This window comes from Heliomicrobium gestii (assembly GCF_009877435.1).
In the GTDB taxonomy this organism is placed as follows: Bacteria; Bacillota; Desulfitobacteriia; order Heliobacteriales; family Heliobacteriaceae; genus Heliomicrobium; species Heliomicrobium gestii.
Genome location: NZ_WXEX01000019.1, coordinates 13,560 through 37,847 on the forward strand (window position 1 = coordinate 13,560; position 24,288 = coordinate 37,847).

The window sequence follows — 24,288 nt, forward strand, 5'->3', positions numbered from 1 at the left end:
TTTTGCACCAGAGAAGAGGGAACCATTCGCCGCCGCGCGAGGACGCCGATCGGCCCGACGGAATCGGTCACACCTCCATGATGATCGGCAGTATCATGGGGCGCCGGCGGGTTTTTTCATATAAAAACTTGGATAAGACATCACGCACGTTCGTCTTGATGGCCGCCCACTCGGTGACACGGCGCTCACCGGACTTTTCCAGTGCCTGCCGCACCTTGACCTTGGCTTCTTCCATCAGTTCTTCCGCCTCTCGCACATAGACAAAACCGCGAGAGACCATGTCAGGTCCGGCCACCACCTGTCCCGATTCCTTGCTGATGGTGATGACCACGATCAGAATGCCGTCTTGGGATAACTGGCGGCGGTCGCGGAGCACGATGTTGCCCACATCGCCCACACCCAGCCCATCGACGAGGACCCGGCCAGCGGCCACGCGCGAGGCGAGGCTGCCTTTTTTCGGCGTCAATTCAAGGACTTGTCCATTCTCGAGCACGAAGATATTGTCCTGGGCCACGCCGACATCACGGGCCACCTTGGCGTGACGGATCAGCATGCGGTACTCGCCCTGAATGGGGATAAAGTACTTGGGCCGGATCAGGTTGATCATCATCTTCAGTTCTTCTTGGCTGGCGTGCCCGGAGATGTGGCCGCCCGATGCTTCGTGGTAGACGTCGGCGCCGAGCTTGCAGAGGCCGTCGATGGTCCGGTGAACCGATTTTTCGTTGCCTGCCACCGGGCTGGCGGAGATGATGACCGTATCACCCGGTTGGTAATTGCTCAACCGTGTATCTGTCCAAGGTCCCCGCATCAAAGCTGACAAGGGCTCTCCCAGGTGACCCGTGGTCAGCAGGACCAGCTTATCATTTGGAATGGTGTTCCAATTCTCTTCATCACAGAGGGTACCCGGGGGAATCTCCAAGTAGCCGTTGGCGCGAGCCACCTGGACCACTTCCTGCATCGATTTGCCGACAACGACAACCTTGCGGCGGTAGCGGGCCGCCACCTGGAAGGTCTGTTGGATCCGGTAAAGGGATGAGGCGAAGGTGGTGACGATGATCCGGCCTTTGGACAAGCGGAATACCTCTTCCAGCTTGCCATAGGCGGCCTTTTCCGAAGGGGTGAACCCTGTTTTTTCCGCGTTGGTGGAATCTGAAAGCAGGGCCAGCACGCCCGCCTCGCCCAGTTGGGCCAAGCGGTAGTAGTCGGTGATCTCATCATCGACAGGCGTTTGATCGAACTTAAAATCGCCTGTGTGAATGATGACGCCGTCCGGTGTGTGAATCGCCACGGCGACAGCGTCGGCGATGCTGTGGCAGACGCGGATGAACTCTACACGAAAAGAGCCGATGCGCACGCATTCCCGCGGCGTAACCCGATGAAAGGTGGTCGCCGCCTGCATGTTCTGTTCTTTCAGATATGTTTCGGCCAGAGCCAGCGTGAGTTTGGTGCCGTAGACAGGCACAGGCAGTTCTTTCAGGATATAAGGCAATGCGCCGATATGGTCTTCATGGCCGTGGGTCACGATGATGCCGCGGATGGCATCGCGATTCTCCAGCAGATAGGTAATGTCCGGGATCACCACATCGATGCCGAGCATCTCGTCTTCAGGAAACATGATCCCGCAGTCGATGATCAACATCTCTTGATTCACTTTGATGACGGTCATGTTTTTGCCGATCTCGCCCAGACCGCCCAAGGGGATGATGCTTACTTTGTCCCCCGCGCCCATAGCATTCCTCCTCTTCTGATCACGACAAATCCTTTGTTTATTTCAAATCTAGACACAACAAAAAGGCCCTCCCGACTGGAAGGGTTTCGTTCCGATTTTTGAATCAAGGCTTGCTTTTTTCCGGCCCCGCCGCCACCGCAAACCTCAAATACCAAACCGTACAACCCATGCTATATTATTATACAAGCATTGGGCCCAGGATACAAGTTTTCCCTGATAGCGCCTTCAGGGTTCGTCGTTCTGCGTCGCTTGAATGAAAAAAAGCCCTCCCCATCAGGGAGAGCTTGCGAAGGTATGGTCTGTTTATCTCCGGCTCGTTAGGCCACCGTCTCCTCGCAGGAGGCGTCAAGGCTGTAGGACTCGATCAGTTGCCGCATGGCGTCCACTTCCTGATCGTTGGCCGGCACCAGCGGCAGACGGACACCGCCGACCGGCCGGCCCAACAGGTTGAGGGCCGCTTTAACACAGATCGGGTTGGAGGTGATAAACAGGCCCTTGAAGAGCGGATAGAGTTCATGGTGGATCCGGGCGGCTTCCTGAATGTTGCCGTTGATGCAGGCGGCAATCATCTTCTGGATCTCCTTGCCCACGAGATGGCTGGCCACGCTGACGATGCCGTGGCCGCCGACGGCCAGGATGGGCAGGGTCAACGAGTCGTCGCCGGAGTATACCTTGAAGTCCGGACGGGCCATGCGAACCACTTCGCAGACCTGATCCATGCTGCCGGCGGCTTCCTTGATGGCGACGATGTTGTCAAAGGCCATCAGCCGTTTTACCGTCGCCGGAAGGATGTTCGAGCCGGTACGGCCCGGGATGTTGTAGAGCATGATCGGCGAGGGAACCGCCTTTGCGACAGCGGCAAAGTGTTGGTAATAGCCTTCCTGAGGCGGCTTGTTGTAGTAGGGACCGACCAGCAGCAGGCCGTCGACGCCGGCTTCCCGGGCCTTGCGGCTCAGTTCAATGGTCGCCTCTGTATCGTAGGAGCCAGTGCCAGCGATGACGGTGGCCCGTTTGCCCACAGCGTCGACAACGGTGGAAAAGAGGCGAATCTTCTCTTCCTTTGTCAAGGTGGGCGATTCGCCGGTCGTTCCGGCTACAACAATGCCGTCCGACCCCGTATTAACCAGATAGTTGGCCAATTCCGCCGCCTGTGCGTAGTCGACCTCCAGGCGGTCATTGAATGGTGTCACCATGGCCGTAATCAGTCTGCCAAATTCCATTCTATCGTTCTCTCCTTTTTCCGGTTTTGGGGTCGGCTGTCTCGTCGGGAAAGCGATCTCTCGCAGCGAAAACAGTCTCCTCAGGATAGGCAAAATTGCCGGTGCAGGGCGTTCAAGGCCACTGTCAGGTCGCGCACCGGGATCAGGCACCAGATGGTGGTGTAGGAATCAGCCGATTGAAGGATCGGCACTTTTTCCCGGTTCAGAGCCAGGACGATCTGCGCCATTACGCCGGGGACGCCGGTCATGTGGATGCCGACGACGGCCACTTTGGCGCATCCCTGGCGGACTTCAGGACAGAGTCCCAACTCTTCGAGCACCTGCGTCGCTTTGGCGGTGATCTCGTCGGCGACGGTGAAGATCACCGCCGTCGGGTGGACATTGATGAAATCGACGCTGATCGCCGCTTCCGCCATCGCTTGAAAAACGGTCTGTCCCGTCAGCGCCGGGTCAGGCCACTGGGTGGTATCCACTTTGATCTGCGTGATCGGGGCCATATGGGCGATGCCGGTGATCAATCGGTCACAACCGGCGTCGTCGCCGGCATGATGCTGGGGCGCGCAGATGAGGGTTCCCTTGTCAGGATGGTCGGTGCTGCGGACACGGACAGCCTGATTGTTCTTCATGGCGATCTCGACGGCGCGAGGGTGGATGACTTTCGCCCCTTCCTGGGCCAATTGGCAGACCTCCCGGTAGGTGACGCTGGGCAGGACCCGCGCATCACTGACGAGATGGGGATCTACCGTGTACACACCCTTCACGTCCGTAAAGATATCAACCACCTCAGCCGCCAGGGCCGCCCCGATGGCCACCGCCGTCGTGTCGCTGCCTCCCCGTCCAAGGGTGGCGATCTCACCGTTCTCGCTGGTCCCTTGAAATCCGGCGATGACGGCCACCCGGTTCTGTTCCAGTGCTCGGCGGATGCGTTCGCCATCGACCCGTTGGATGCGAGCGTCGCCAAATTGCTCTGTTGTGATGACGCCGGCCTGCCAGCCAGTGAGACTAACGGCCTGGATCCCCGCTCTGCGCAGGCAGGCGGTCAAGACGACGGTAGAGATGATCTCGCCGCAGGCCATCAGCATATCCTGCTCGCGCAGCGGCAGGTCGGGAGCGACCTCTCGCACCAGCGAAAGCAGCGTATCTGTCGCGTAGGGTTCCGGTTTGCGACCCATCGCAGATACGACGACGATCACCCGGTACCCTTCCTCCAGCGCTTCCCCGATCCGTTGCACCGCATGATTTCGTTTCATCTCATTGGCGACAGAGGTTCCCCCGAATTTTAGGACGGCAATCCTCAAGGCCGTTCACTCCCGATTGCCGCCGCTGGGGAAGGGTTAGATCCGATTTCGTTGAATCAGCACTTCTGCGATCTGAATGGCATTGGTCGCCGCGCCTTTCCGGATCTGATCGGCCACCACCCAGAGGTTGAGGCCTTGGTCGATGGAAAGGTCCTCCCGGATCCGTCCGACAAAGACCTCGTCTTTGTCAGAGGTGTAGAGGGGCATGGGATATTGCTTGTTTTGCACATCATCAATCACGATAACACCTGGTGCTTTGGCGAGAATTTCCTTCGCTTCAGCGGCAGTGATTTTCCGCTTAAATTCAATGTTGAGCGATTCGGAATGGCTCCGGTAAACGGGAACCCGGACAGTGGTGGCGGTGATCCGCATGTCCGCTTCGTGCAGGATCTTCCGGGTTTCCTTGATCATCTTCCATTCTTCCTTGGTGTAATCCCCATCCTGGAAGACGTCGATGTGGGGGATCAGGTTGAAGGCGATGGGATGAGCGAAAACCTTCGGATCGACCGGCTCGCCGCGCAGGACCTGCCCAGTCTGCTCAGACAATTCAGTGATGCCTTCCTTGCCGGCGCCGGAAACGGCTTGGTAGGTGGAAACGACGACCCGTTCGATGCCGGCGGCGTCGTGAAGCGGTTTCAACGCGACGGCCATGATGATGGTGGAGCAATTCGGATTGGCGATGATCCCCTTGTGCCAGTCCACATCCTCGGGGTTGACTTCGGGGACGACGAGGGGCACCGCCGGATCCATGCGGAAGGCCGACGAGTTGTCGATGACGACAGCGCCGGCTTCCACAGCCGCTTGGGCAAATTCGGTGGAAGCCGACCCGCCGGCGAAGAGGGCGATGTCAATGCCGGCAAAGGCTTTCTCGTCAGTCAGGCCGATGGTGTACTCCTGTCCCTGGTAGGTGACCACTTTGCCGGCAGAGCGAGCGCTGGCCAGCAGGCGAAGTTCGCCGACCGGAAAATTCCGTTCCGCCAATACCTTCAACAGTTCCTGGCCGACGGCGCCAGTCGCTCCGACAATGGCCACATTGTACTTTTTCATCTGGTTGATCCTCCTTGACCGGCGCCTTCGGCCGTTTTATGACAGGTTTGCGAGCAAAACCGGCTGCAATTGCCGTTGTTGCAACGCCGCTGTGATCGCGTCCGGAATCAGTTCCATCCGGGCGATGAGCGAATTGGCTTTTGTTATGGCGTTATCTTGACCGAAAGGCACCATGTACACGTTTTTCATATTCATCAGCTGACCGATGTTTTTTAAGTTGTTGCTGAGGCCGTCATTGGTCGATATGGCCAGCAGCACAGGGCGGAGGTTGCGCAACTGCGCCTTGGCCGCCATGAGCACCGACGTATCGGTGATCCCGTTGGCCAGTTTGGCCAGGGTGTTGCCGGTGCATGGCGCGATGACGACGATGTCGAGCAGCTTCTGTGGTCCGATCGGCTCGGCATCCACAATGGTGCTGCGCGTCTTCTGCCCTGTGATGCGCTCCATCTCTTCCGTCCATTGGGACGCCGGCCCGAAGCGGGTGTCCGTGTGGGTTGCCGATTCAGAAAAAATCGGAGTTACGACGGCCCCATCCTTTACCAACCGGGCTACGATCGGCAGCACATCAGCAATGGTGCAGTGGGAGCCAGTGATGGCAAAACCGATGCGGACTCCTTGCAAAGGCATCCTGCACACCTCCCGGGGGGTTACCCGTCTCTGCGAGGGACATGCCGCGCGATCAGGTCGGGATAGACGCGGGCCAGGATTTCCCCGGCCGTCTTCGGCGCCACCTTCCCCGGCAGGCCGGGGGCGAGCAGCGCCCGGATTCCCAAGCGGCGAGCCGCTTCGAAATCGGTCCCTCCCGGCGCGCTGGCCAGGTCAATGATCAAGGCTTCACGGCTTGTGGCGGCCAGTTCCCCTTCGCCCAGCACTGGGGCCGGAACGGTGTTGAAGATGATGTCCGTCTCCGCCAGGACAGCGGCCAAAGCGGAAAAAGGTTCGGCGATGGCCCCCATTTCCCAAGCTCTGGCCCGGTGCCCGCCATCGCGGGTGACGACGGTCACACGGGAACCCATGGCCTGCAAGAGCCGGGTCAAGGTGAGGCCCAACCGGCCAAAGCCGAGCACCAGGCTGCGGCTGCCGTGAATCGTGATCGGCAGTTCCTCCATGGCGATCTGCAGAGCGCCCTCGGCCGAGGGCACCGAGTTCAGGATCGCCAATTCGTCCAGTTCAGCCACCTCGACCAGGGGAAGTTGATTGGACTGGGCCAACAGCCGCAGATTCGGACGGGCAACGCCGACAAAGATAGGACTGCCGGGCCTCAGCAAGGCCAAATGGTCCCTCTCTAAGCGCAAGGGCTGATGATGGAGCGGCGCATAGACGCGACCCTCAAGGTCAACCCCTGGCATGGGCAGGAGGAGCGCCGCTTTTCCCGCCAGCGCTTTCGGGATATCTGCCATGCCTCGCACCCGTCCCGTTTCCTCTACAGGCAAACCGATCACATCAACCGTCGCGCCCCGCTCAGCCAAGCGGCGTACGAGGATCTGATCCCGCGCGTCCCCTCCCATCACCACCAATGGGATTCCTTGAAGGGTCGTCATGGGTGTTCAAAACCTCCTCCACCAGAAACAGTGAAACTCTTTGTTAATATATGAGAGTCCGGCGCAGAGGTGTGCAGGATGTCGTTGTCAAAGAGCATTGCGGCGATAGCGGAATGGACTCTTCAATTAAAAGATGAGCTTGTCGAGCCCGTAGATCAGACCCTTGCAGGCGCCGATCCGGTGAATGGCCTCCAACACGCCGGGCATAAAGGATTCACGGCTGATGGAGTCGTGACGGATCGACAGGGTCTGGCCCAGGGCGCCGAAGATGACCTCCTGGTGGGCGACCAGTCCCGGCAGGCGGACGCTGTGTATCCGCATCCCATCAAAGTCGCCGCCACGGGAACCGGCGATTTTTTCTTCTTCCTGCAGGTGCCCCTGCCGGATCGCCTGCCGCTCCTCCCGGATCAACTCCGCTGTCTTGATCGCCGTCCCAGAGGGCGCATCCAGCTTTTGATCATGGTGGTACTCTATGATCTCCACGTTCGGGAAGAAGCGGGCGGCGTCGCGGGCGAAGCGCATCATCAACAACGCGCCGATGGCAAAGTTTGGCGCGATCAGGCAGCCTGTTTCGTTGGCGGCGGCCCAATCGGCGATCTCTTCCATATCTTTTGTCGAAAGGCCTGTCGTTCCGACGACAGGCGCGACACGCGCCGCCAGCGCCGTGCGCACGTTTTCCAGAACCGACGCCGGATTGGTAAAGTCCACCATTACCTGAGGCCGCGTCTCGGCAATCGCTGCGGTCAGATCGCCCTGCAACAGGACTCCGCAAGCCGGCAGACCAGCCAGGACAGCCGCGTCTTCCCCCATGCCGTTGTGATCGACGGCAGCCACCAGTGCCAACGATTCGTCTCCCAGGACCGCTTTGACTACCTCTCGGCCCATTCTCCCCCTGGCGCCGCTGACCAGGACTCGGATCCTCTCTGACATGACCCATCCCCCACTAAAAAGAATACAAAAAGGGAACACCGCATGGAGTTCAGGCGGTGCCCCCAAAAAGTAACATTCGGAAGCTGGTTTCCACCGTCCCCGTACGATTGGATAGCGCTCCATCCGGTCGAATCACCAGATGGCAGTTCCGAACATCTTATGCCCGGCCCCAGCCTGGGCGCAATACGGTTGCTCCAGACTTCGGCGGTTGCCCCTTTCCCTCCGGTATCATCGTCCACCGTCGGACTCCTCCAGGTACTCTTGACAGACCGCGCCTCTACCTCTCCACTGGGAGGTATATTCAGTTCATTAGGAAGATGGTATCATGGGACATCCCTGGCCGTCAACCACTGTGACAATTTAAAAGGGAAAACGGCGAGACGCTGTTCGCCGGTATGTATCGTCCAGTTCAACGATAACCACCTCGGCGCCCACCTTGACGATGGCGTCCCATGGGATGATCAGCGGTTCTCGGTCAGACCAAAAGCCGCCAAAGTTGCCTCGTGGCGGCAGAATGATGGCGTCGATCTCGCCGCTCGACTCATCGATGACCAGATCGGAATCGCCGACAGCGCCGAGGCGCTCCCCTGTTATCAGATTGACGATCTCCTTGCCCACCAGTTCGCTGAGACGCATCGGCGCCCCCCCTCCTTGTCCCCCTATCCCACTATACGCAGCAGGACCGGAAGATAGAAGCGAGTCGAGGCCTTTTCAACGACCGGTTTGCGCCTTTACCATCCTGTTTTTTTCAGCAGATCGGCCAGTTCCACTTTCAGCGGCTTGGCGCCGACGACCGCGAGGGCGCATAACTCCGGCGTCCAGAGTTCGCGGGCCACCTTGGTCACATCATCGAGCGTCACCGCGTAAACCCGCTCGATCACCTCTTCCGGCGGGACGAAGCGGTTGTAGCAGACTTCTGATTTACCTAAACGCGTCATCCGCGAGTTGACGCTCTCCAACCCCAGATAAAGGCTGCCCTTGATCTGTTCCTGCGTTCGCTTCAACTCATCGGGGCGAATCCCCTCTTCTCGGATACGGGCCATTTCGCGCAGGGAAAGCTCGAGGACCTCTTCGGCGAAGTCCGGACTCGTTCCGGCATAGAGGCCAAACATCCCCGCGTCGGAGAAGGCGGAATGGAAGGAGTAGACCGAATAGGCGAGGCCGCGGTTCTCGCGGATCTCTTGGAACAGGCGGGATGAGGCGCCCCCGCCGATGACATTGTTCAGGACATGCATGGCATAGATGTCGGGGTGTTCCTGGGAGAGGCCTTGGGCGCCCAGGCAGATCTGGACTTGTTCCACGTCCTTATGCTCAAAGACGCTCTTGTAGCTCATCTCCGGCTGGGGGCGACGGTAGATTTGCTTCGTCTTCGCCATGGAAGCAAAATAGCCCTTTACCTTCTCAAGCGTCTTTTCAGGGTCAATAGAACCGGCAATGGCGATGATGGTCCGATCGGCAGTGTACTCGGACTGGAAATGGCTGAGCATGCGCTCTCTTCCCATCCCCTGGATCGAATCGACGGTGCCCAGGATCGACCGTCCCAAGGCGCTGACCGGCCACATGGCCTCAGACAGCAGGTCATGAACGAGTTCGTCGGGAGAGTCCTCATACATCTTGATTTCTTCTAAAATCACCCTGCGTTCCCGTTCGATGTCATCGCTTTCAAAACGGGAGTGAAAAAACATATCGGCCAGCACATCGAGGGCAAGGTCGAAATGCTCGTCAAGCACCTTGGCGTGGTAGCAGGTGTATTCTTTCGAGGTAAAGGCGTTCAGTTGGCCGCCGACGGCTTCCAGCACTTCCGCCAGGTCCTTGGCCGTGCGCTTTTCTGTCCCTTTAAACAGCATGTGTTCAATAAAGTGGGAAACACCCGTCAAGGCGGGATCTTCATCTCTCGATCCGGTAGCCACCCAGATACCCATCGCCACAGAACGCACATGGGAAATCGGCTCCATCACTATCCGGACTCCGTTTGGCAACACTGTCTTGTCAACCATTTTCTTCCTCCTGAAGGCATCCAAGAAGCCCATTTCCGATTCATCCCGCCCGCAAGGATTGTGGACGGGCGCTTTCGCTTAAGTACCCCGAAGTGTATCAGCCCGGCGTCTTGATGTCAACGGTGCGAATCCCCTGCGCCCATCCGATGAGGCGCGCGCTCGCGGCGGTGATGAAAAAGACCGGGAATGTTCCCGGTTCACCGCGTCAGGTTAAAACCGTATTCAAAGAGCCGCTGACTGTCGCCAAAACGATCATCTGAATGAAGCACGACAGCGATCAATTGAATGTTGTTTTTCGTCGCAGAAGCGACCAGGCAGGCGCCCGCCGCGCGGGTCGTCCCCGTTTTTACGCCGTCGGCAAAGGGATAGGTCCAGAGCAAGGCGTTTGTGTTCTTGATTTCCCGGGGCCAGCCCTGCCGTTTTTTTAATTGAGCATGGCGGCTTTTCACGGCGGCAGCAAACTCGGGCCGCCGCATCGCTTCCCGGGCGACGATGGCCAGGTCATAGGCGCTGGACCAGTGCTGTTTGTGCGGCAATCCGTTGGTATTGAAAAACTGGCTGGTCTGCCCCCCCATGATGCGCGATTTGGCCGTCATCCAGAGGGTGAAAAACTCTTCACTGCCGGCGACATGTTCAGCTATGGCGACACAGGCGTCATTGCCGGAACGGACCAGGGCGCCTGTCAGCAGATCGCCCAGGGCGACCCGCTCGCCGGGGAAGAGGTGAATGCTGGCCTCGCCGGTACTACCGGCCTTTTGGCTGATGATCACCTCATCCTCCAGATCACCATACTCGAATCCCAGCAGCGCCGTCACAATCTTCGTCGTCGAAGCCGGTGGGCGCGCCTGGTGGGATTGCCGCTCAAAGAGAACCTTGCCTGTCGCGGCATCCATGAGCACAGCCGCATCGGCTGTCACATGAGGCCCGGCGCTGCATCCCGCCGGCTGAATAAGAATCAGAGATAAGAATATAGACAACTGAAGGGTCATCCTCGAGAACCGGATGAGTCGAAAAGATCCTAATGACGCCTGAAACAGCCACGGAAGCGGAGACACTCTTACGGTCCGGCAGGTTCCCCCTGTAAAGGCCACTTCGCTTTCCTCCCCGGCAAGCAACTGCCGGGTTTATTATTGCACCGGATCGCTTTTTTTATGGTCGCTCCGCCGTTCCCAGCAGTTCCGTCAAGGTAACTGCTTGCCACCCCTTTTCCTTTATATAGTTGAGCAGGGATGGCAGCGCCTGAACCGTCGGCGCTGTGGGATGCATCAGCACAAGCGCCCCTGGTCCAATTCCCGCTGTGACACGCTTCATCCATTCTTGGGGGGAAGGTTTAAGCCAATCGGCCGAATCGACAGTCCATAAGATGGTCCGGTATCCTTCCTGACGGGCTGTCGAAAGGACCCGCTCGTCCAGTTCCCCATAGGGAGGGGCGAACCACTTCGGCGCCAGGCCGGTCAGTTTGACCAAAGCGCCATGGGTCCGCCGGATCTCTTCCCGGTTGGCCCCTTCCGAGATCTGGGTCGGATGGGGATGGGAATAGCCATGATTGCCCACCTCATGACCTGCCTCATGGACCTTCGTCACATACTCGGGAAAATTATCGGCAAAGCGGCCTGTAAAGAAAAAGGTCGCCTTGGCCTGATGGCGGGAAAGGCTGTCGAGAAGCGCCTGGATATGTTCCTGACCCCAATCCACATTGATCGTCAGGGCCACTTTGTTGACGGGCGGACCTCGCCGCACAACGCTGTCCGCCTCACTTCGACCGCTTGTCTCAGCAATGTCTTGGTTTAGCGTGATCACAAATTGGGTCATGCCGGCCAACAGCAGGCAGACAACCGTCAAGGTCAACAGCACCCGCAAAAAGGTCCAGGGGATGAAGAGGGCGCGCATGGTCTTCCCCCTTTCGACGCATCGGTTCGGAGATCATGCCCAAAATCGAGTCGACACTTCGGATCCCTAGAGATCTATGCCTAGAGCAGTCCGGCAAGAAGGCGAAAACGAGAAAAGCAAACTCGTTGCTGAGTTTGCCTGTTTCGCATGGGTTCATCTTGTTCGATTAGAACCGTTTGCGCATCTCGTCGGGTCTTCCGTTCGGCATGGCGCCTGTCACGGCCGGTTTGGCGGCCTTAATCACTTCTTTGCGGGAGAGGTTGACCCGTCCCTGTTTGTCGATCTCGACGACCTTGACAGTCACTTCGTCGCCGATCTTGACCACATCCTCCACCTTGGCCACCCGTTCCTCGGCCAGTTGGCTGATGTGAATGAGTCCTTCCTTGCCAGGCAGGACCTCGACAAAGGCGCCGAAGTTCATGATCCGCGTCACCTTGCCGGTGTAGACCTTGCCCACTTCCACGTCAGCAGTGATGCCTTCGATGATGCGGACGGCTTTGTTGGCGGCATCGGTGTCAGTAGCGGCGATAAAGATGCGGCCGTCGTCTTCGATATCGATCTTGACGCCCGTCTCGGCAATGATCTTATTGATCGTCTTGCCGCCCGGTCCGATGACTTCCCGGATCTTGTCGGGGTCGATGGACATGGTGATGATCCGCGGCGCATAGGGCGACATCTCGGTCGCCGGCTTGTCAATGACGGCGAGCATCTTGCCCAAGATGAACATGCGGCCTTCCCGAGCCTGACGCAAGGCCTGGCTGAGGATCTCCCGGTTGACGCCCTTGATCTTGATGTCCATCTGCAGCGCCGTTACGCCGTCAGCGGTGCCGGCCACCTTGAAGTCCATATCGCCCAGGTGATCTTCCATGCCCTGGATGTCGGAGAGGATGGAGAAGTGTTCGCCTTCCTTGATCAGGCCCATGGCGATACCGGCGACAGGCTTTTTGATCGGCACGCCGGCGTTCATCAGCGACAGCGTGGAACCGCAGACGCTGGCCATCGACGTGGAGCCGTTCGATTCGACCACCTCGGACACGAGACGGATCGTATAGGGGAATTCATCTTCCGACGGGATCACCGGCAGGAGCGCCCGTTCGGCCAGCGCGCCGTGGCCGATTTCGCGACGGCCCGGTCCCCGCATGGGCCGCGTCTCACCGACGCTGTAAGGCGGGAAGTTGTAGTGGTGCATATAGCGCTTCGACTCTTCCACACCGAGGCCATCGAGGATCTGCAGATCGGCGATGGTGCCGAGGGTGCAAACATTGAGCACCTGGGTCTGACCACGGGTGAAGAGACCGCTGCCATGGGTGCGGGGCAGAATGCCCACCTCGACGGTGATCTTGCGGATCTCGTCCACCTTCCGGCCATCGGGACGCTGCTTGTCCACGGTGATCAGTTTCCGGACGATCTCTTTTTCCATATCATCGAGAACGGAACGGATGCCTTTTTCCTCTTCGGGAAACTGCGGCAACAGGGCTTCGACGGTCTCGCTCATGACTGCCTGGATATCGGCTTCCCGGGTGAGCTTGTCCGGGTTTTGGATGGCCTGGAGCAGTTTGTCGCCTACATATTGGCGCACAGCCTGATCGATTTCGGGATTGGTCTGTTTGAGGGGCACTTCCCGCTTCGGCTTGCCGGCGGCAGCCATCATCTCTTCCTGGAAGGCGACGATGCGCTGGATCTCCTGGTGGCCGAACATGATCGCTTCGATCATGTCTTCTTCCGGCACCTCACTGGCGCCGGCTTCAACCATCATGACAGCGTCCTTCGTCCCGGCCACGACGAGATGCATATCGCTCTTTTCGGCCTGTTCCGTCGTCGGGTTGATCAGCAACTGACCGTTGACCCGTCCGACGAGGACACCGCCGATGGGACCTTCAAAGGGGACATCAGACAGGCTGAGGGCGCAGGAAGCGCCGATCATGCCCACGATATCGGGCGGGCAGTCCTGATCGACTGACATGACGGTGGCGACGACTTGGACGTCGTTGCGGAAACCTTTGGGGAACAAGGGCCGGATCGGCCGGTCGATCAACCGCGCCGACAGGATGGCCTTCTCGGTGGGACGACCTTCCCGCTTGATGAAACCACCTGGTATTTTTCCTACAGCGTAGAGACGCTCCTCATAGTCGACGGTCAAGGGGAAGAAGTCGATACCGGGCCGGGGTTCTTTCGAGCCAGTCGCCGTCGCCAAGACGACCGTATCGCCATAACGGGCGAGGACAGCGCCACCGGCTTGTTTGGCTACCCGTCCTGTTTCAACGGTCAGAGTGCGTCCGGCAATTTCCATGGAGAATACTTGCAAGAAAATATACCCTCCTCTCATAAACATTAAGATATTCGACGTATATGTTAGTATTTCCTTCCATCATTAAAAAAACTCGCTCATACGCAAGAAAGAACGGGTTTCCCCGTTCTTTCCATTTTTTTAGTGACGAAGCCCAAGCTCAGTCACAAGCTTGCGATAACGCTCAATATCGGTTCGCTTCAGGTAAGCCAACAGATTCCGACGCTGACCGACCATCTTCAGCAGACCCCGGCGGGAGTGGTGATCTTTTTTGTGGGTTTTCAGGTGCCCCGTCAGGTAGTTGATCCGATCCGTCAGGATGGCGATCTGCACTTCCGGAGAACCGGTGTCCTTCTCATGTTGCTTGAACTTGCCGATGATCTCCTGCTTGCGTACGTTGTCCAATGCCATCCATGTCACCTCCTTACACTGTATTCTCCAAAAGCCAAGAAAGCCGCCGGAGGGTCGGCAATCTGAGCCGATGGAACTCAATCATTTGCCGATGATGGTGATCACCAGCCGCCCGGTGGCGATGTCTTTGATGACGAGATCAAAAACCCGGCCGGAACGGGCCACAAATCCGCGAAAGCGCGTCGCCGTCGGGATATGACCGGGGATATCATGGGCTGCAGTTTCGATGTCAATGATGGAGATGCGTTCCTGGCGCAGGTTGTACAGGCGCTTGCGGGCATGGTCGGTCACGATGACACGTAGCATCGCTCGCTACCAACCGTTTCAGGACCCGTCGCTTTTGTCATTCAACAAGGCGTACAGGGCGTCCTGAAAAGCCAACCGCGCTGGTTCCTCTGCTCCAGCCAAACGGTAGAGCAGCTCCAATTCGGACTTCAAAGCCAGAAACTCCTCACTGGCGCAGATGTGGGCCACCTCGCCGGCAATGGAACGGAGTTCCTGGTGATGCTCGTCGATCAGCGGCAGTCCCATGGGCGCCTCCTTCCCCGGAGTCACAAGTGACATTGTAGCATAGTCATTTTGCGAAGTAAAGGAAAGGTGTCGCTTAAATTTCTATGATCCGGTTCGGAAAGATATGTTCCCGCTGGGAGTGGAAGAAGTGCCGCGTGTCCTGCAGGTCCCCATGGATCTGCTCCACCAGTTGTTCCGGGCTTTGAAAACGCATCTCCGGGCGCATCCTGCGCAGCAGTTGAAGTGTCAAGGTCTCACCGTACAGGTCGCCTTCAAAGTCGATCAGGTGAGCTTCCACCGTCTCGGCCAGATCGATGCCGAAGGTGGGTTTCACGCCGATGTTGATGACCGCCATGACGCCCTCAGGAAGGCTGGCAGAGCGAGCCCAGGCGGCGTAGACGCCTTGGGCGGGAAGGTACTGTTCCGGCGGCAACGCCACGTTGGCGGTCGGAAAGCCGATGCTTCTCCCCCGCTGATCGCCAGGCACGACGGGACCGCGCAGGATGGGGCCATAGCCAAGCAGATCGGCGGCTCGCTCCACATCGCCCTTCTCCAGGGCCGCCCGCACGGCTGTGGAACTGACCGGTTCTCCGGCGAGGGTGACGGCATCAATGACCCGCACCCTCATGCCCAGACGATGGCCCAACTCCCAGAGCAGGTCTGGCGTCCCTTTGCCGCCGCGACCAAAACTGTAGTTGAAACCAACCATCACCGACTCGGCGCGCAGGTCCTCATGGAGCACCTGATGCACAAACATCTCCGGCGATAGCTTGGCCAGTTCCGGGCTAAAGGGGAGCGTGAGGACGATGTCAACGCCGAGACGCCCCAATAGCGAGGCTTTCACATCCATCGGCGTGATCAGCTTCGGCGCCGCTTCAGGACGGATCAGCCGCAACGGATGGGGGTGAAAAGTCGCCACCACCGCCGTTCCCTGACTGGCTTGCGCCTTTTTCACCATCTCGGTGATCAGTTTTTGATGGCCGAGATGGATGCCATCAAAATTGCCCAGTGCCACATGGACAGCCTCATAGCGGCTGTCGAGCGGACCCTTGTATACGATGGTTTTCATGGCCATACCTACTTCGATCTGGTTTCCAGGCGGTTGAACACTTTGCGAGGCTGGCAGAGCCACTGTCCGTCCTTCTGAAAGGCCTGCCCCACCGCCAGCAGCTTCTGCTGCCGGTGCATGCGGATCCACTGTCCTTCCGACCAGCCGTCGCCGCGCAGGTACTGCGCTAGGCCCTGCGAGAGCGCCGACAGCCGATTTTCTCCGATCTCCAAGGCCGGTAGGTGAGCAAGGGCCTCATAAGGGCTAACCAAGTGTTCTCTCGGCAACCCCTCGGCCAAGGTTTCCATCGCCACGCTTTCTCGGAGAGAAAAACGTCCGCTCCGGGTCCGGATCAGCCAGCCCATATGGGCGCCACAGCCCAACCGCTGGCCGATGTCGTGACAGAGCGTTCGAATATAGGTCCCTGCCGAGCATTCCACATCGAGAATGATCTCTTCGGGGCGCGCCGGATCATAGTTAACGATGCCGATACGAGAAATGGACACCGGTCGGGCAGACCGTTCCACTTCGATTCCCTGCCGGGCATACTCGTACAACCGTTTGCCACCGACAGACACGGCCGAAACCATCGGCGGTATCTGCCAGATCTCCCCCCGAAACATCTGGAGCGTCTTTTCCCATTCATCTAAAGACACCCTCGGCACGGCCCGGATATCCACTATACGTCCAGAGGCGTCCTGGCTGTCTGTGGTGGCGCCCAGCCGGAGCTGCGCCCGGTAGGCTTTATTGACGCCGCCGACCAATTCAACCAGGCGAGTGGCCTGGCCAACAGCGATGGGCAAAACGCCAGCCGCATCGGGATCGAGCGTTCCCAGATGGCCGATCCGCTTCTCTTTGAGCAATCGCCGGGCCTTCGCCACCACATCGTGGGAGGTCATGCCCGGCGGTTTCAACAGGTTGAGAAACCCTTCGAGTTCAAGCGGTTCCAATTTCATCCATCACCGCCTGCACGATCTGCTTTTCCGCATCATCCAATCCACCCATGAAGGTACATCCCGACGCGCGCCGGTGGCCGCCGCCGCCAAAGCGCCGGGCGATGGCATAGACATCAATGTCGCCTTTGGAGCGAAAACCCACCTTGATTTGGCCGGCGTCGACCTCCCGGAAGAGGAGGGCCACCTGAACGCCATCGATGGCGCGGGGGTAATTGATCAACCCATCGCAATCATTGGCGCCGGCGCCAGACACCGTCATCGTCTCTCCAGTGACCCGGAGCCAGGCGACGCGGCCGTCGGCGCTCAGCTGCAACGACGTCAACACCGACGACAACAGTCGCAGGTAAGCGAGGGGTTTGCGTTCGTAGACCTCTTCACGGATCTCATTGACTCGCGCGCCCAGGTCCCGCAGTTCTGCCGCCAGGCGCAGCGTGTCGGCCGTTGTATTGGCATACTGAAAGGAGCCCGTATCGGTCATTACAGCCGTGTAAAGAGCCGTAGCCACATCCGGCGTGATCGTCCAGCCAGCCGCCCGGCATAGGTGAAAAATCATTTCGCCGCATGCGGGCGCTGAAGGATCGAGCCAATTGACATCACCGAAACAGCCGTTGCCGATGTGGTGGTCGATATTGACGACGGGGACATTCCCATCGAGCCAACGGACCCCATCGCCGATGCGTCCTCGATCGGCGCTATCAAGGACAACAAGCAAATCCGGCTCAAAAGGGGGCAGCGTTGCAGCGTCATAGAGGCGCGAAAGGCCGGGAAGAAAGCGATATCCCAGCGGCGCCGGATCATCGCAGTAGGCGATCGCCTTTTTTCCGCATGCCTCCAGAACAGACAACATGGCGCTGACCGAACCCAGGCAATCGCCGTCAGGAACCTTATGGACAAAGAGGAGTATGCGGGAGGCCGCCGAGAGGTGGGCAATGGCCTGCCCCAGTTCCCCTTCAACGGGGTGCTTCGGTATCATCATGGGTCTCCATTTCGGTCAATAGACGAGCGATTCGGGTTCCCCGGGCGATGGAGGGATCGGAGAGGAACACCAGTTCCGGCACATAACGGACCCGCAACGACTTCGATAGTTCCGTGCGCAGAAAACCGGTGGCCTGCTTCAGCGCCGCCAATGAGTTATCACGGGCGTTTTCATCACCCATGACACTAAAAAACACCTTGGCGTGCCGTCCGTCTCCAGACACCTCAACGGCTGTGATGCTGGCAAAGCCCAATCGCGGATCTTTCATCTCATCACGGAGCAGTCTCGCCAGTTCACGTTTGATCTCTTCCGCCATGCGGGCCATCCGATGACCGGCCATGGTTGTCAACTCCTCAACACGATAGCTTTGTGGAGGGGTTTCCCCCTCCACAGCTCACTTTGAATTAAGCTTTGTATCGATGGGCAGCAACCTTCTAATCGATCTTGCGCTGCACCTTTTCGATGACGAAGAATTCCAGCGTGTCTTGTTCCCGGATGTCGTTGAAGCTCTCGATGCCGACGCCGCATTCGTAGCCTTCGGCGACATCTTTGACGTCATCCTTGAAGCGCTTCAGGGAATCCAGCTTGCCTTCATGGATAACGATGCCGTCGCGAATGACACGGACTTCGGCGTTACGGGTGATCTTGCCGTCGAGGACATAGCAACCGGCGATGGTGCCTGCTTTGGGCACCTTGAAGGTCGCACGGACCTCAGCGTGGGCCTGAACAACTTCCTTCTCTTCCGGTTCAAGCATGCCCGACATGGCGGCCTTGATGTCCTCGGTGGCGTCGTAAATGACGCGGTAGAGGCGAATGTCGACCTGCTGCGCTTCCGCAGCCTTGCGGCTGTTGGCGTCCGGTCGGACATTGAAGCCGAGGATGATCGCGTTGGAAGCCGCCGCCAGCATCACATCGGTCTCAGTAATGGCGCCGACACCGCCGTGGACGCAGTTGACGCGCACCTCGTCGGTAGAGAGCCGTTCGAGGGCGCCCTTCAGCGCCTCGGCAGAGCCCTGCACGTCGGCTTTAACAATCACATTCAGGTCCTTGACCTGGCCCTCTTTGATCTGCTTGAACAGGTCATCGAGAGAAACCTTGGAAGTCCGCTTCTGTTCCTCTTCCTTGCGCTTGTTGACCCGCTCCGAGATGACCTGTTTGGCCAATTTTTCCTCGGTGACGACACTGAAGGTGTCGCCTGCCTGGGGCACATCGGAAAGACCGAGCACCTCAACCGGCATGGAGGGGTCCGCTTTTTTCACCCGGCGGCCCTTGTCGTCGACCATGGCACGGACTTTCCCTACCGCCGTGCCGGCAACGATGACATCGCCGATGTTGAGGGTGCCCTTTTGAACCAGAACAGTGGCCACAGGACCACGTCCCTTATCCAATTGGGCTTCGATAACAGTGCCGCGGGCAGCCCGTTCCGGGTTGGCCTTCAGGTCTTGGACCTCGGCGACCAGCAGAATCATCTCAAGCAGTTGATCGATATTCTGGCGAGCTTTGGCGGAAACGGGCACGGTGATCGTGTCGCCGCCCCACTCCTCCACAACCAGACCGTATTCGGTCAGTTCCTGCTTCACCCGATCCGGGGTGGCGTCGGGCTTGTCGATCTTGTTGATAGCGACGACGATGGGCACGCCGGCCGCTTTGGCGTGATTGATAGCCTCCACCGTCTGGGGCATGACACCGTCGTCCGCGGCGACAACCAGCACGGCGATATCGGTGACCTGGGCGCCACGGGCACGCATGGCCGTGAACGCCTCATGACCGGGTGTATCCAGGAAGGTGATCTTCTTGCCGTCGATCTCAACCTGGTAAGCGCCGATATGCTGGGTGATGCCACCGGCTTCCGAGGCGATGACGTTGGTCTCACGAATCGCGTCAAGCAACGATGTTTTGCCGTGGTCAACGTGTCCCATAACGGTCACGACGGGCGGGCGATGGATCAGATCCTCGTCCGTCTCATCGGGTTCCTCAGCGAGGATTTCTTCAGCGGTGACCGACTTTTTCACCTCAACGGTAATGCCCCAATCGGCGGCGAGGATGGAAGCCGTGTCAGCGTCGATCTCCTGGTTGATCGTTGCGAGAACACCCAGTTGCATGAGCTTTTTGATGATGTCGGTCACCGTCTTGCCCATGGCCTGGGAGAGTTCCAGCACCGTCACAGACTCATCGATCAATATATGCTTCGGCGCTTCTGCCTCCATCTGGCGCATGCCCTTCTTACCCTTGGGCTGGTTGCGCGGATGGATCAGCTTGGCGCCTGGCCGATCTTCATAACGGTGATCATGCTCTTTCGGCTGTACCTTGTGGTTGGCGTGGCGCTGACGGCCGTCTTTTTTCGGCGCTTCAGTCGTTTCCGGAGGCTTGGGGATGGCCGACTTGGGGATCGGTCGGCCGCCGCCGCCCGGACGTCCCTGACCCATGGGCGGACGTCCGGGGCCACCAGGGCCGCCGGGGCCGCCAGGGCGACCGCCGCCGGGACGGGGACCGCCGAAGCCGCCTTCCGGACGGGGCGGGCGAGGACCGCCTTGACCCATGCCGGGACCACCGGGGCGAGGACCGCCGAAGCCGCCTTCGCGGGGCGGGCGAGGACCGCCTTGGCCCATGCCGGGGCCGCCGGGACGGGGACCGCCGAAGCCGCCTTCGCGGGGCGGGCGAGGACCGCCCTGACCCATGCCGGGACCGCCGGGACGAGGACCGCCGAAGCCGCCTTCCGGACGGGGCGGACGAGGACCGTCAAAACGCTGCCCTTCCGGGCGCGGCGGACGGGGACCGCCAAAACCGCCTTCCGGACGGGGCGGACGAGGACCGTCAAAACGCTGCCCTTCCGGGCGCGGCGGACGGGGACCGCCAAAGCCGCCTTCCGGACGGGGCGGGCGAGGACCGTCGAAACGCTGCCCTTCCGGACGCGGCGGGCGCGGGCCACCCTCGGGCCGTTGACCTTCCGGACGGGGCGGGCGAGGACCGTCGAAACGCTGCCCCTCCGGACGCGGCGGGCGCGGGCCACCCTCGGGCCGTTGACCTTCCGGACGGGGCGGACGGGGACCATCGGGGCGTTGGCCTTCCGGACGAGGCGGACGGGGACCATCGGGGCGTTGGCCTTCCGGCCGAGGCGGACGGGGACCATCGGGGCGTTGACCTTCCGGACGAGGCGGACGGGGACCATCGGGGCGTTGGCCTTCCGGACGAGGCGGTCGCCCACCCTCGGGACGTTGGCCTTCCGGGCGTGGCGGCCTACCCTCGACACTTCTCTGTCCCTCCGGACGAGGAGCGTGACCTTCTGGACGGCGGTTCTCTGCCGGCGCCTTCTGCGCTTCCTCCCTGGGGGCTGTCTTATGTTGCTCATCAGAACGGGCAGAAACCGAGCCTTTTCCTTTAAACAGCGGCGTAATCCTCTCGACATCGCCGTCTTCAATGGTACTCAAATTATTCTTTACATCGATACCCATCTCATTGCATTTGGACAAAAGAGCTTTGCTCTCAACACCCAAATCCCGGGCCAATTCAAAAACTCGTTTTTTGACCATTCTGTCACCTCCGCGATATTTGGCTGGATTCGGCTGTGGTTGCGTTTATCGCCTTATGGATTGCGCCGGCAAAGCCCTCATCGAGGACAGCGACCAACGTTCGCGGCGAAAGACCGACCGCTTGACCGATGGTCTCCTTCTGTCCGTATGTCGCCACCGGAATCCCCAGGTCATCACACCAATGGCGGTACTTTTGAACGACACCGGCAGAGGCATCTTCCGTGAAAATCAGGAGGAATACCTTTTGTTTTTTTAGATTGGCTTCCACCGCGCTGTCTCCAGCGGCGATTTTTCCGGCGCGCCGAGCAAGACCGAGCAACCCATGGACCTTGTCCGTAACCATCAAACCTCTCCCATTTGCGCTTTCAAGTTCTCCACTACATCCGGCGATATGGCCTGGCGCAACGCTTTTTCCAGTCGCCTCGCCTTGATCGCCTTTGTTAGGCACTCTGTATTTGAACAAACATAGGCGCCCCGCCCCGACTTTTTCCCCGTCGGATCGAGAAGAATCGCACCTTCAGGAGTTCGAACGACGCGAATTAACGCTTTCTTGTCTCTCATCTCCCCGCAACCAACACACATTCGTTGGGGTATTTTACGAAGGCGATTCATTTTTTCCCTCCAGGAGTAGAGGCGCCTGTCTTTTTATCAATGGTCAACTCAGGAGAATCCTGAGGAATTTTAGCATCGTCAGTCTCTTCGTCATTTCCCTCTTGGTATTCGTCAGGGAACTCTTCATATTCCTCGTAGTTATCATCATAGGCGTCATCATACTCTTCGTCGTATGCTTCTTCCTCATACGCCTCATCGTAATTTTCGTCCGCCTGGGCGTCAAAGTCTTCATATTCGGATTCATAGTCTTCGTCATAATCGGCAAAATTGGCCTTTGCCGTTTTGGCTTGACTTTCACTCTTGATATCGATCTTCCAGCCTGTCAGTTTTGCAGCGAGGCGAGCGTTTTGACCTTCCTTCCCGATCGCCAGCGACAACTGGTAATCAGGCACAACGACACGGGCCACTTTGTCTTCTTCAATGATGTCCACAGAGACCACCTTGGCCGGACTGAGAGCATTGGCCACAAACTTGGCCGGATCAGGGTTCCATTTGACGATATCGATCTTTTCGCCCTTCAGTTCGTTCACGACGGCCTGAACCCGCATCCCCTTCGGTCCAACACAAGCCCCGACAGGGTCGACATTCTCATCTTTCGAATAAACAGCGATCTTGGAACGGGCGCCGGCTTCCCGCGAGGCGGCCTTCAACTCAACCGTTCCATCATGGATCTCAGGGACCTCCAATTCGAACAACCGCTTTAACAAGCCGGGATGGGTTCTGGAGATCAACACCTGTGGGCCCTTTGTTGTCTTTTTCACTTCGACGATGTATGCCTTAATCCGCTCGTTATGTCGATATGTTTCGCTGTTCATCTGCTCCGAGGGCGCCAAGAGCGCTTCGACCTTGCCGAGATCGACAAAGACGTTTTTATTCTCTGTTCGTTGCACAATCCCGGTGACGATATCGCCCTCACGATTAGAGAATTCCTCATAGATCATGCCACGTTCCGCTTCCCGGATCCGCTGCACCACCACCTGTTTGGCGGTCTGGGCGGCGATGCGTCCGAATTCCCGAGGCGTGACCTCCGATTCAATCACATCATTGACCTGATAGTTGGGATCAATCCGTTGCGCCTCCGCTAGCGCCACCTCAACGCGAGGATCGGTGATCTCCTCGACAATCGCCTTACGGGAGTAGACCTTGAATTCGCCCGTCGCCCGGTCGATATGGACGCGAACATTCTGCAAAGAGCCGAAATTTTTCTTATAGGCAGAGATAAGTGCGGCTTCTATGGCCTCGATCAGTATCTCTTTGGATATTCCCTTCTCCCGTTCTAAATCTTTGAGAGCTGTCAAAAACTCGACATTCATCGGGATGCCTCCTAATTCAGTTGTCCTTAGAAACCCGGATATAAACGCACAGAGGAAACCTGCGGCAGCGGAATCGCCTGTTCCTCGTCATTTTTTGTTATTATGATAGACGCCTCATTTTTGCCGACCAGTTCGCCGATGTGTTCTTTGGCGTTGTTCACTGGGGCAAAAGTGGTGATACGGATGGTTTGGCCACGAAACCGCTCATAGTCCCGATCCGACTTCAAGGGCCGATCAATTCCAGGCGAAGAAACCTCCAACGAGTAGCCGTGAGCCACGGGATCCTCTCGATCCAGGATCTCGTCGATGCGACGGCTAACCTCTTGGCAGTCATCCATCTCAATGCCTGCTTCTTTGTCAATGAAAATGCGTAAGTACCAACTTCCTCCTTCCTTCACCCATTCGACATCGGCCAGCTCCAGGCCGAGTTCCTCTGTAATCGGCGTCGCCCAAGCTGTTACCCGGTCTTCCAACCGCACCTTGCCGGACATTGTAATCCTCCTTACAATTTTAGTGCTGTCATGCAGATGTTTCAGAAACTGCTTGCAGAATTCTCCATAGTTTCACCGGAATAAAAAGGATCCATTCTCATGAGGATCTCGACGCGTTAGGGGTTTACAAACGGAAAGAGTGGGCTAGGTACCCACTCCTTCGAAAACTGCTAAAATCCGCATCGATGTGACCGGACGCCATTGCTACCAAAGATTCCTTCTCCTGTCGGAAACGCACTAGTGATAGTATAGCACGGTGCTATTGCCAAAGCAAGCCTGATGGTATTTTTTAAGCGGTCCATACCGAAAATAAAAAACCTGCCGGAATTAACCGACAGGTTCGTTTTTTTGAAAAACTGGAGCCACCGACCGGGATTGAACCGGTGACCTTATCCTTACCAAGGATACGCTCTACCAACTGAGCTACGGCGGCAAAGTGGCGCGCCCGGGAGGATTCGAACCTCCGACCTCTTGATTCGTAGTCAATTACTCTATCTAGTCA

Annotated in this window: 24 protein-coding genes, 1 tRNA gene and 1 riboswitch; all 25 genes read right to left on the reverse strand. The window is 58.4% G+C overall.

Annotation, left to right across the window (positions count from 1 at the left end):
• Positions 1–67 precede the first annotated feature (67 nt).
• The 25 genes from GTO89_RS16035 to GTO89_RS16155 all read right to left on the reverse strand — a co-directional run bounded on the left by GTO89_RS16035 (position 68) and on the right by GTO89_RS16155 (position 24,219).
• Positions 68–1,729, reverse strand: coding sequence for a ribonuclease J (locus GTO89_RS16035; protein ID WP_161263115.1), 1,662 nt, complete (start codon positions 1,727–1,729; stop codon positions 68–70).
• 317 nt (positions 1,730–2,046) lie between these two features.
• Positions 2,047–2,949 (reverse strand): 4-hydroxy-tetrahydrodipicolinate synthase, encoded by a 903-nt coding sequence (gene dapA, locus GTO89_RS16040; protein WP_161263116.1) that lies wholly within the window; start codon positions 2,947–2,949, stop codon positions 2,047–2,049.
• An 80-nt stretch (positions 2,950–3,029) separates the two neighbouring features.
• Positions 3,030–4,247 carry an aspartate kinase gene (dapG, locus tag GTO89_RS16045; RefSeq protein WP_161263117.1) on the reverse strand — a complete coding sequence of 406 codons (1,218 nt, stop codon included), beginning with the start codon at positions 4,245–4,247 and terminating at the stop codon, positions 3,030–3,032.
• 36 nt (positions 4,248–4,283) lie between these two features.
• The gene (locus GTO89_RS16050; RefSeq protein WP_161263118.1) at positions 4,284–5,294 is read right to left on the reverse strand and encodes an aspartate-semialdehyde dehydrogenase; all 1,011 of its coding nucleotides are present in this window, start codon (positions 5,292–5,294) and stop codon (positions 4,284–4,286) included.
• 36 nt (positions 5,295–5,330) lie between these two features.
• Complete coding sequence (locus GTO89_RS16055) at positions 5,331–5,921, reverse strand: dipicolinate synthase subunit B (protein WP_161263119.1); 591 nt, start codon at positions 5,919–5,921, stop codon at positions 5,331–5,333.
• A gap of 20 nt (positions 5,922–5,941) precedes the next feature.
• Entirely contained in the window at positions 5,942–6,835 is an 894-nt protein-coding gene (gene dpsA, locus GTO89_RS16060) for a dipicolinate synthase subunit DpsA (RefSeq protein WP_161263120.1), read from the reverse strand.
• Between the two features lie 126 nt (positions 6,836–6,961).
• Positions 6,962–7,765 (reverse strand): 4-hydroxy-tetrahydrodipicolinate reductase, encoded by an 804-nt coding sequence (dapB, locus tag GTO89_RS16065; RefSeq protein ID WP_161263121.1) that lies wholly within the window; start codon positions 7,763–7,765, stop codon positions 6,962–6,964.
• Between the two features lie 104 nt (positions 7,766–7,869).
• Positions 7,870–8,053: riboswitch (Lysine riboswitch) on the reverse strand.
• Positions 8,054–8,125: 72 nt separating this feature from the next.
• A complete protein-coding gene (locus GTO89_RS16070) occupies positions 8,126–8,401 on the reverse strand; it encodes a YlmC/YmxH family sporulation protein (protein ID WP_161263122.1) in 276 nt (91 codons plus the stop codon).
• A gap of 95 nt (positions 8,402–8,496) precedes the next feature.
• Positions 8,497–9,762 carry a M16 family metallopeptidase gene (locus GTO89_RS16075; RefSeq protein ID WP_161263123.1) on the reverse strand — a complete coding sequence of 422 codons (1,266 nt, stop codon included), beginning with the start codon at positions 9,760–9,762 and terminating at the stop codon, positions 8,497–8,499.
• A 197-nt stretch (positions 9,763–9,959) separates the two neighbouring features.
• Entirely contained in the window at positions 9,960–10,739 is a 780-nt protein-coding gene (locus GTO89_RS16080; protein ID WP_161263124.1) for a D-alanyl-D-alanine carboxypeptidase family protein, read from the reverse strand.
• Between the two features lie 172 nt (positions 10,740–10,911).
• Complete coding sequence (locus tag GTO89_RS16085; RefSeq protein ID WP_161263125.1) at positions 10,912–11,652, reverse strand: polysaccharide deacetylase family protein; 741 nt, start codon at positions 11,650–11,652, stop codon at positions 10,912–10,914.
• Positions 11,653–11,818: 166 nt separating this feature from the next.
• Positions 11,819–13,978 carry a polyribonucleotide nucleotidyltransferase gene (locus GTO89_RS16090; RefSeq protein ID WP_161263138.1) on the reverse strand — a complete coding sequence of 720 codons (2,160 nt, stop codon included), beginning with the start codon at positions 13,976–13,978 and terminating at the stop codon, positions 11,819–11,821.
• Positions 13,979–14,080: 102 nt separating this feature from the next.
• Complete coding sequence (gene rpsO, locus GTO89_RS16095; protein ID WP_328793936.1) at positions 14,081–14,344, reverse strand: 30S ribosomal protein S15; 264 nt, start codon at positions 14,342–14,344, stop codon at positions 14,081–14,083.
• An 87-nt stretch (positions 14,345–14,431) separates the two neighbouring features.
• Positions 14,432–14,656: a hypothetical protein gene (locus tag GTO89_RS16100; RefSeq protein ID WP_161263127.1), complete on the reverse strand. Its 225-nt coding sequence runs from the start codon at positions 14,654–14,656 to the stop codon at positions 14,432–14,434.
• Positions 14,657–14,674: 18 nt separating this feature from the next.
• Positions 14,675–14,881, reverse strand: coding sequence for a hypothetical protein (locus GTO89_RS16105; protein WP_161263128.1), 207 nt, complete (start codon positions 14,879–14,881; stop codon positions 14,675–14,677).
• A gap of 73 nt (positions 14,882–14,954) precedes the next feature.
• Complete coding sequence (locus GTO89_RS16110; RefSeq protein ID WP_161263129.1) at positions 14,955–15,929, reverse strand: bifunctional riboflavin kinase/FAD synthetase; 975 nt, start codon at positions 15,927–15,929, stop codon at positions 14,955–14,957.
• Positions 15,930–15,937: 8 nt separating this feature from the next.
• Entirely contained in the window at positions 15,938–16,864 is a 927-nt protein-coding gene (truB, locus tag GTO89_RS16115; protein ID WP_161263130.1) for a tRNA pseudouridine(55) synthase TruB, read from the reverse strand.
• Positions 16,845–17,837, reverse strand: a complete 993-nt coding sequence (locus GTO89_RS16120) for a DHH family phosphoesterase (RefSeq protein WP_161263131.1) — start codon at positions 17,835–17,837, stop codon at positions 16,845–16,847. Before GTO89_RS16120 ends, truB begins: the two co-directional genes overlap by 20 nt.
• Complete coding sequence (gene rbfA, locus GTO89_RS16125; RefSeq protein WP_161263132.1) at positions 17,815–18,180, reverse strand: 30S ribosome-binding factor RbfA; 366 nt, start codon at positions 18,178–18,180, stop codon at positions 17,815–17,817. Before rbfA ends, GTO89_RS16120 begins: the two co-directional genes overlap by 23 nt.
• Before the next feature lie 94 nt (positions 18,181–18,274).
• Positions 18,275–21,370: a translation initiation factor IF-2 gene (infB, locus tag GTO89_RS16130; protein WP_161263133.1), complete on the reverse strand. Its 3,096-nt coding sequence runs from the start codon at positions 21,368–21,370 to the stop codon at positions 18,275–18,277.
• A 4-nt stretch (positions 21,371–21,374) separates the two neighbouring features.
• Positions 21,375–21,713, reverse strand: coding sequence for a L7Ae/L30e/S12e/Gadd45 family ribosomal protein (locus GTO89_RS16135; RefSeq protein ID WP_161263134.1), 339 nt, complete (start codon positions 21,711–21,713; stop codon positions 21,375–21,377).
• The gene (gene rnpM / locus GTO89_RS16140) at positions 21,713–21,982 is read right to left on the reverse strand and encodes an RNase P modulator RnpM (protein ID WP_161263135.1); all 270 of its coding nucleotides are present in this window, start codon (positions 21,980–21,982) and stop codon (positions 21,713–21,715) included. Before rnpM ends, GTO89_RS16135 begins: the two co-directional genes overlap by 1 nt.
• Positions 21,979–23,295: a transcription termination factor NusA gene (nusA, locus tag GTO89_RS16145; protein WP_161263136.1), complete on the reverse strand. Its 1,317-nt coding sequence runs from the start codon at positions 23,293–23,295 to the stop codon at positions 21,979–21,981. The genes rnpM and nusA overlap by 4 nt, the downstream gene beginning before the upstream one ends.
• Positions 23,296–23,321: 26 nt before the next feature.
• Positions 23,322–23,786, reverse strand: a complete 465-nt coding sequence (locus GTO89_RS16150; protein ID WP_161263137.1) for a ribosome maturation factor RimP — start codon at positions 23,784–23,786, stop codon at positions 23,322–23,324.
• Positions 23,787–24,143: 357 nt separating this feature from the next.
• Positions 24,144–24,219: transfer RNA gene (locus GTO89_RS16155), tRNA-Thr, on the reverse strand.
• Between the last annotated feature and the right edge of the window lie 69 nt (positions 24,220–24,288).

Coding starts and splice junctions, on each gene's coding strand:
- GTO89_RS16055 (WP_161263119.1), bottom strand. CDS start 5,921: ATGCCTTTGCAAGGAGTCCGCATCGGTTTTGCCATCACTGGCTCCCAC.
- GTO89_RS16090 (WP_161263138.1), bottom strand. CDS start 13,978: ATGAGAGGAGGGTATATTTTCTTGCAAGTATTCTCCATGGAAATTGCC.
- GTO89_RS16135 (WP_161263134.1), bottom strand. CDS start 21,713: ATGGTTACGGACAAGGTCCATGGGTTGCTCGGTCTTGCTCGGCGCGCC.
- GTO89_RS16100 (WP_161263127.1), bottom strand. CDS start 14,656: ATGCTACGTGTCATCGTGACCGACCATGCCCGCAAGCGCCTGTACAAC.
- infB (WP_161263133.1), bottom strand. CDS start 21,370: ATGGTCAAAAAACGAGTTTTTGAATTGGCCCGGGATTTGGGTGTTGAG.
- dapA (WP_161263116.1), bottom strand. CDS start 2,949: ATGGAATTTGGCAGACTGATTACGGCCATGGTGACACCATTCAATGAC.
- rbfA (WP_161263132.1), bottom strand. CDS start 18,180: ATGGCCGGTCATCGGATGGCCCGCATGGCGGAAGAGATCAAACGTGAA.
- rnpM (WP_161263135.1), bottom strand. CDS start 21,982: ATGAATCGCCTTCGTAAAATACCCCAACGAATGTGTGTTGGTTGCGGG.
- GTO89_RS16050 (WP_161263118.1), bottom strand. CDS start 5,294: ATGAAAAAGTACAATGTGGCCATTGTCGGAGCGACTGGCGCCGTCGGC.
- GTO89_RS16110 (WP_161263129.1), bottom strand. CDS start 15,929: ATGAAAACCATCGTATACAAGGGTCCGCTCGACAGCCGCTATGAGGCT.
- dpsA (WP_161263120.1), bottom strand. CDS start 6,835: ATGACGACCCTTCAAGGAATCCCATTGGTGGTGATGGGAGGGGACGCG.
- nusA (WP_161263136.1), bottom strand. CDS start 23,295: ATGAATGTCGAGTTTTTGACAGCTCTCAAAGATTTAGAACGGGAGAAG.
- GTO89_RS16075 (WP_161263123.1), bottom strand. CDS start 9,762: ATGGTTGACAAGACAGTGTTGCCAAACGGAGTCCGGATAGTGATGGAG.
- GTO89_RS16085 (WP_161263125.1), bottom strand. CDS start 11,652: ATGCGCGCCCTCTTCATCCCCTGGACCTTTTTGCGGGTGCTGTTGACC.
- truB (WP_161263130.1), bottom strand. CDS start 16,864: ATGAAATTGGAACCGCTTGAACTCGAAGGGTTTCTCAACCTGTTGAAA.
- GTO89_RS16105 (WP_161263128.1), bottom strand. CDS start 14,881: ATGGGACTGCCGCTGATCGACGAGCATCACCAGGAACTCCGTTCCATT.
- GTO89_RS16035 (WP_161263115.1), bottom strand. CDS start 1,729: ATGGGCGCGGGGGACAAAGTAAGCATCATCCCCTTGGGCGGTCTGGGC.
- GTO89_RS16070 (WP_161263122.1), bottom strand. CDS start 8,401: ATGCGTCTCAGCGAACTGGTGGGCAAGGAGATCGTCAATCTGATAACA.
- dapB (WP_161263121.1), bottom strand. CDS start 7,765: ATGTCAGAGAGGATCCGAGTCCTGGTCAGCGGCGCCAGGGGGAGAATG.
- GTO89_RS16120 (WP_161263131.1), bottom strand. CDS start 17,837: ATGATACCGAAGCACCCCGTTGAAGGGGAACTGGGGCAGGCCATTGCC.
- GTO89_RS16150 (WP_161263137.1), bottom strand. CDS start 23,786: ATGTCCGGCAAGGTGCGGTTGGAAGACCGGGTAACAGCTTGGGCGACG.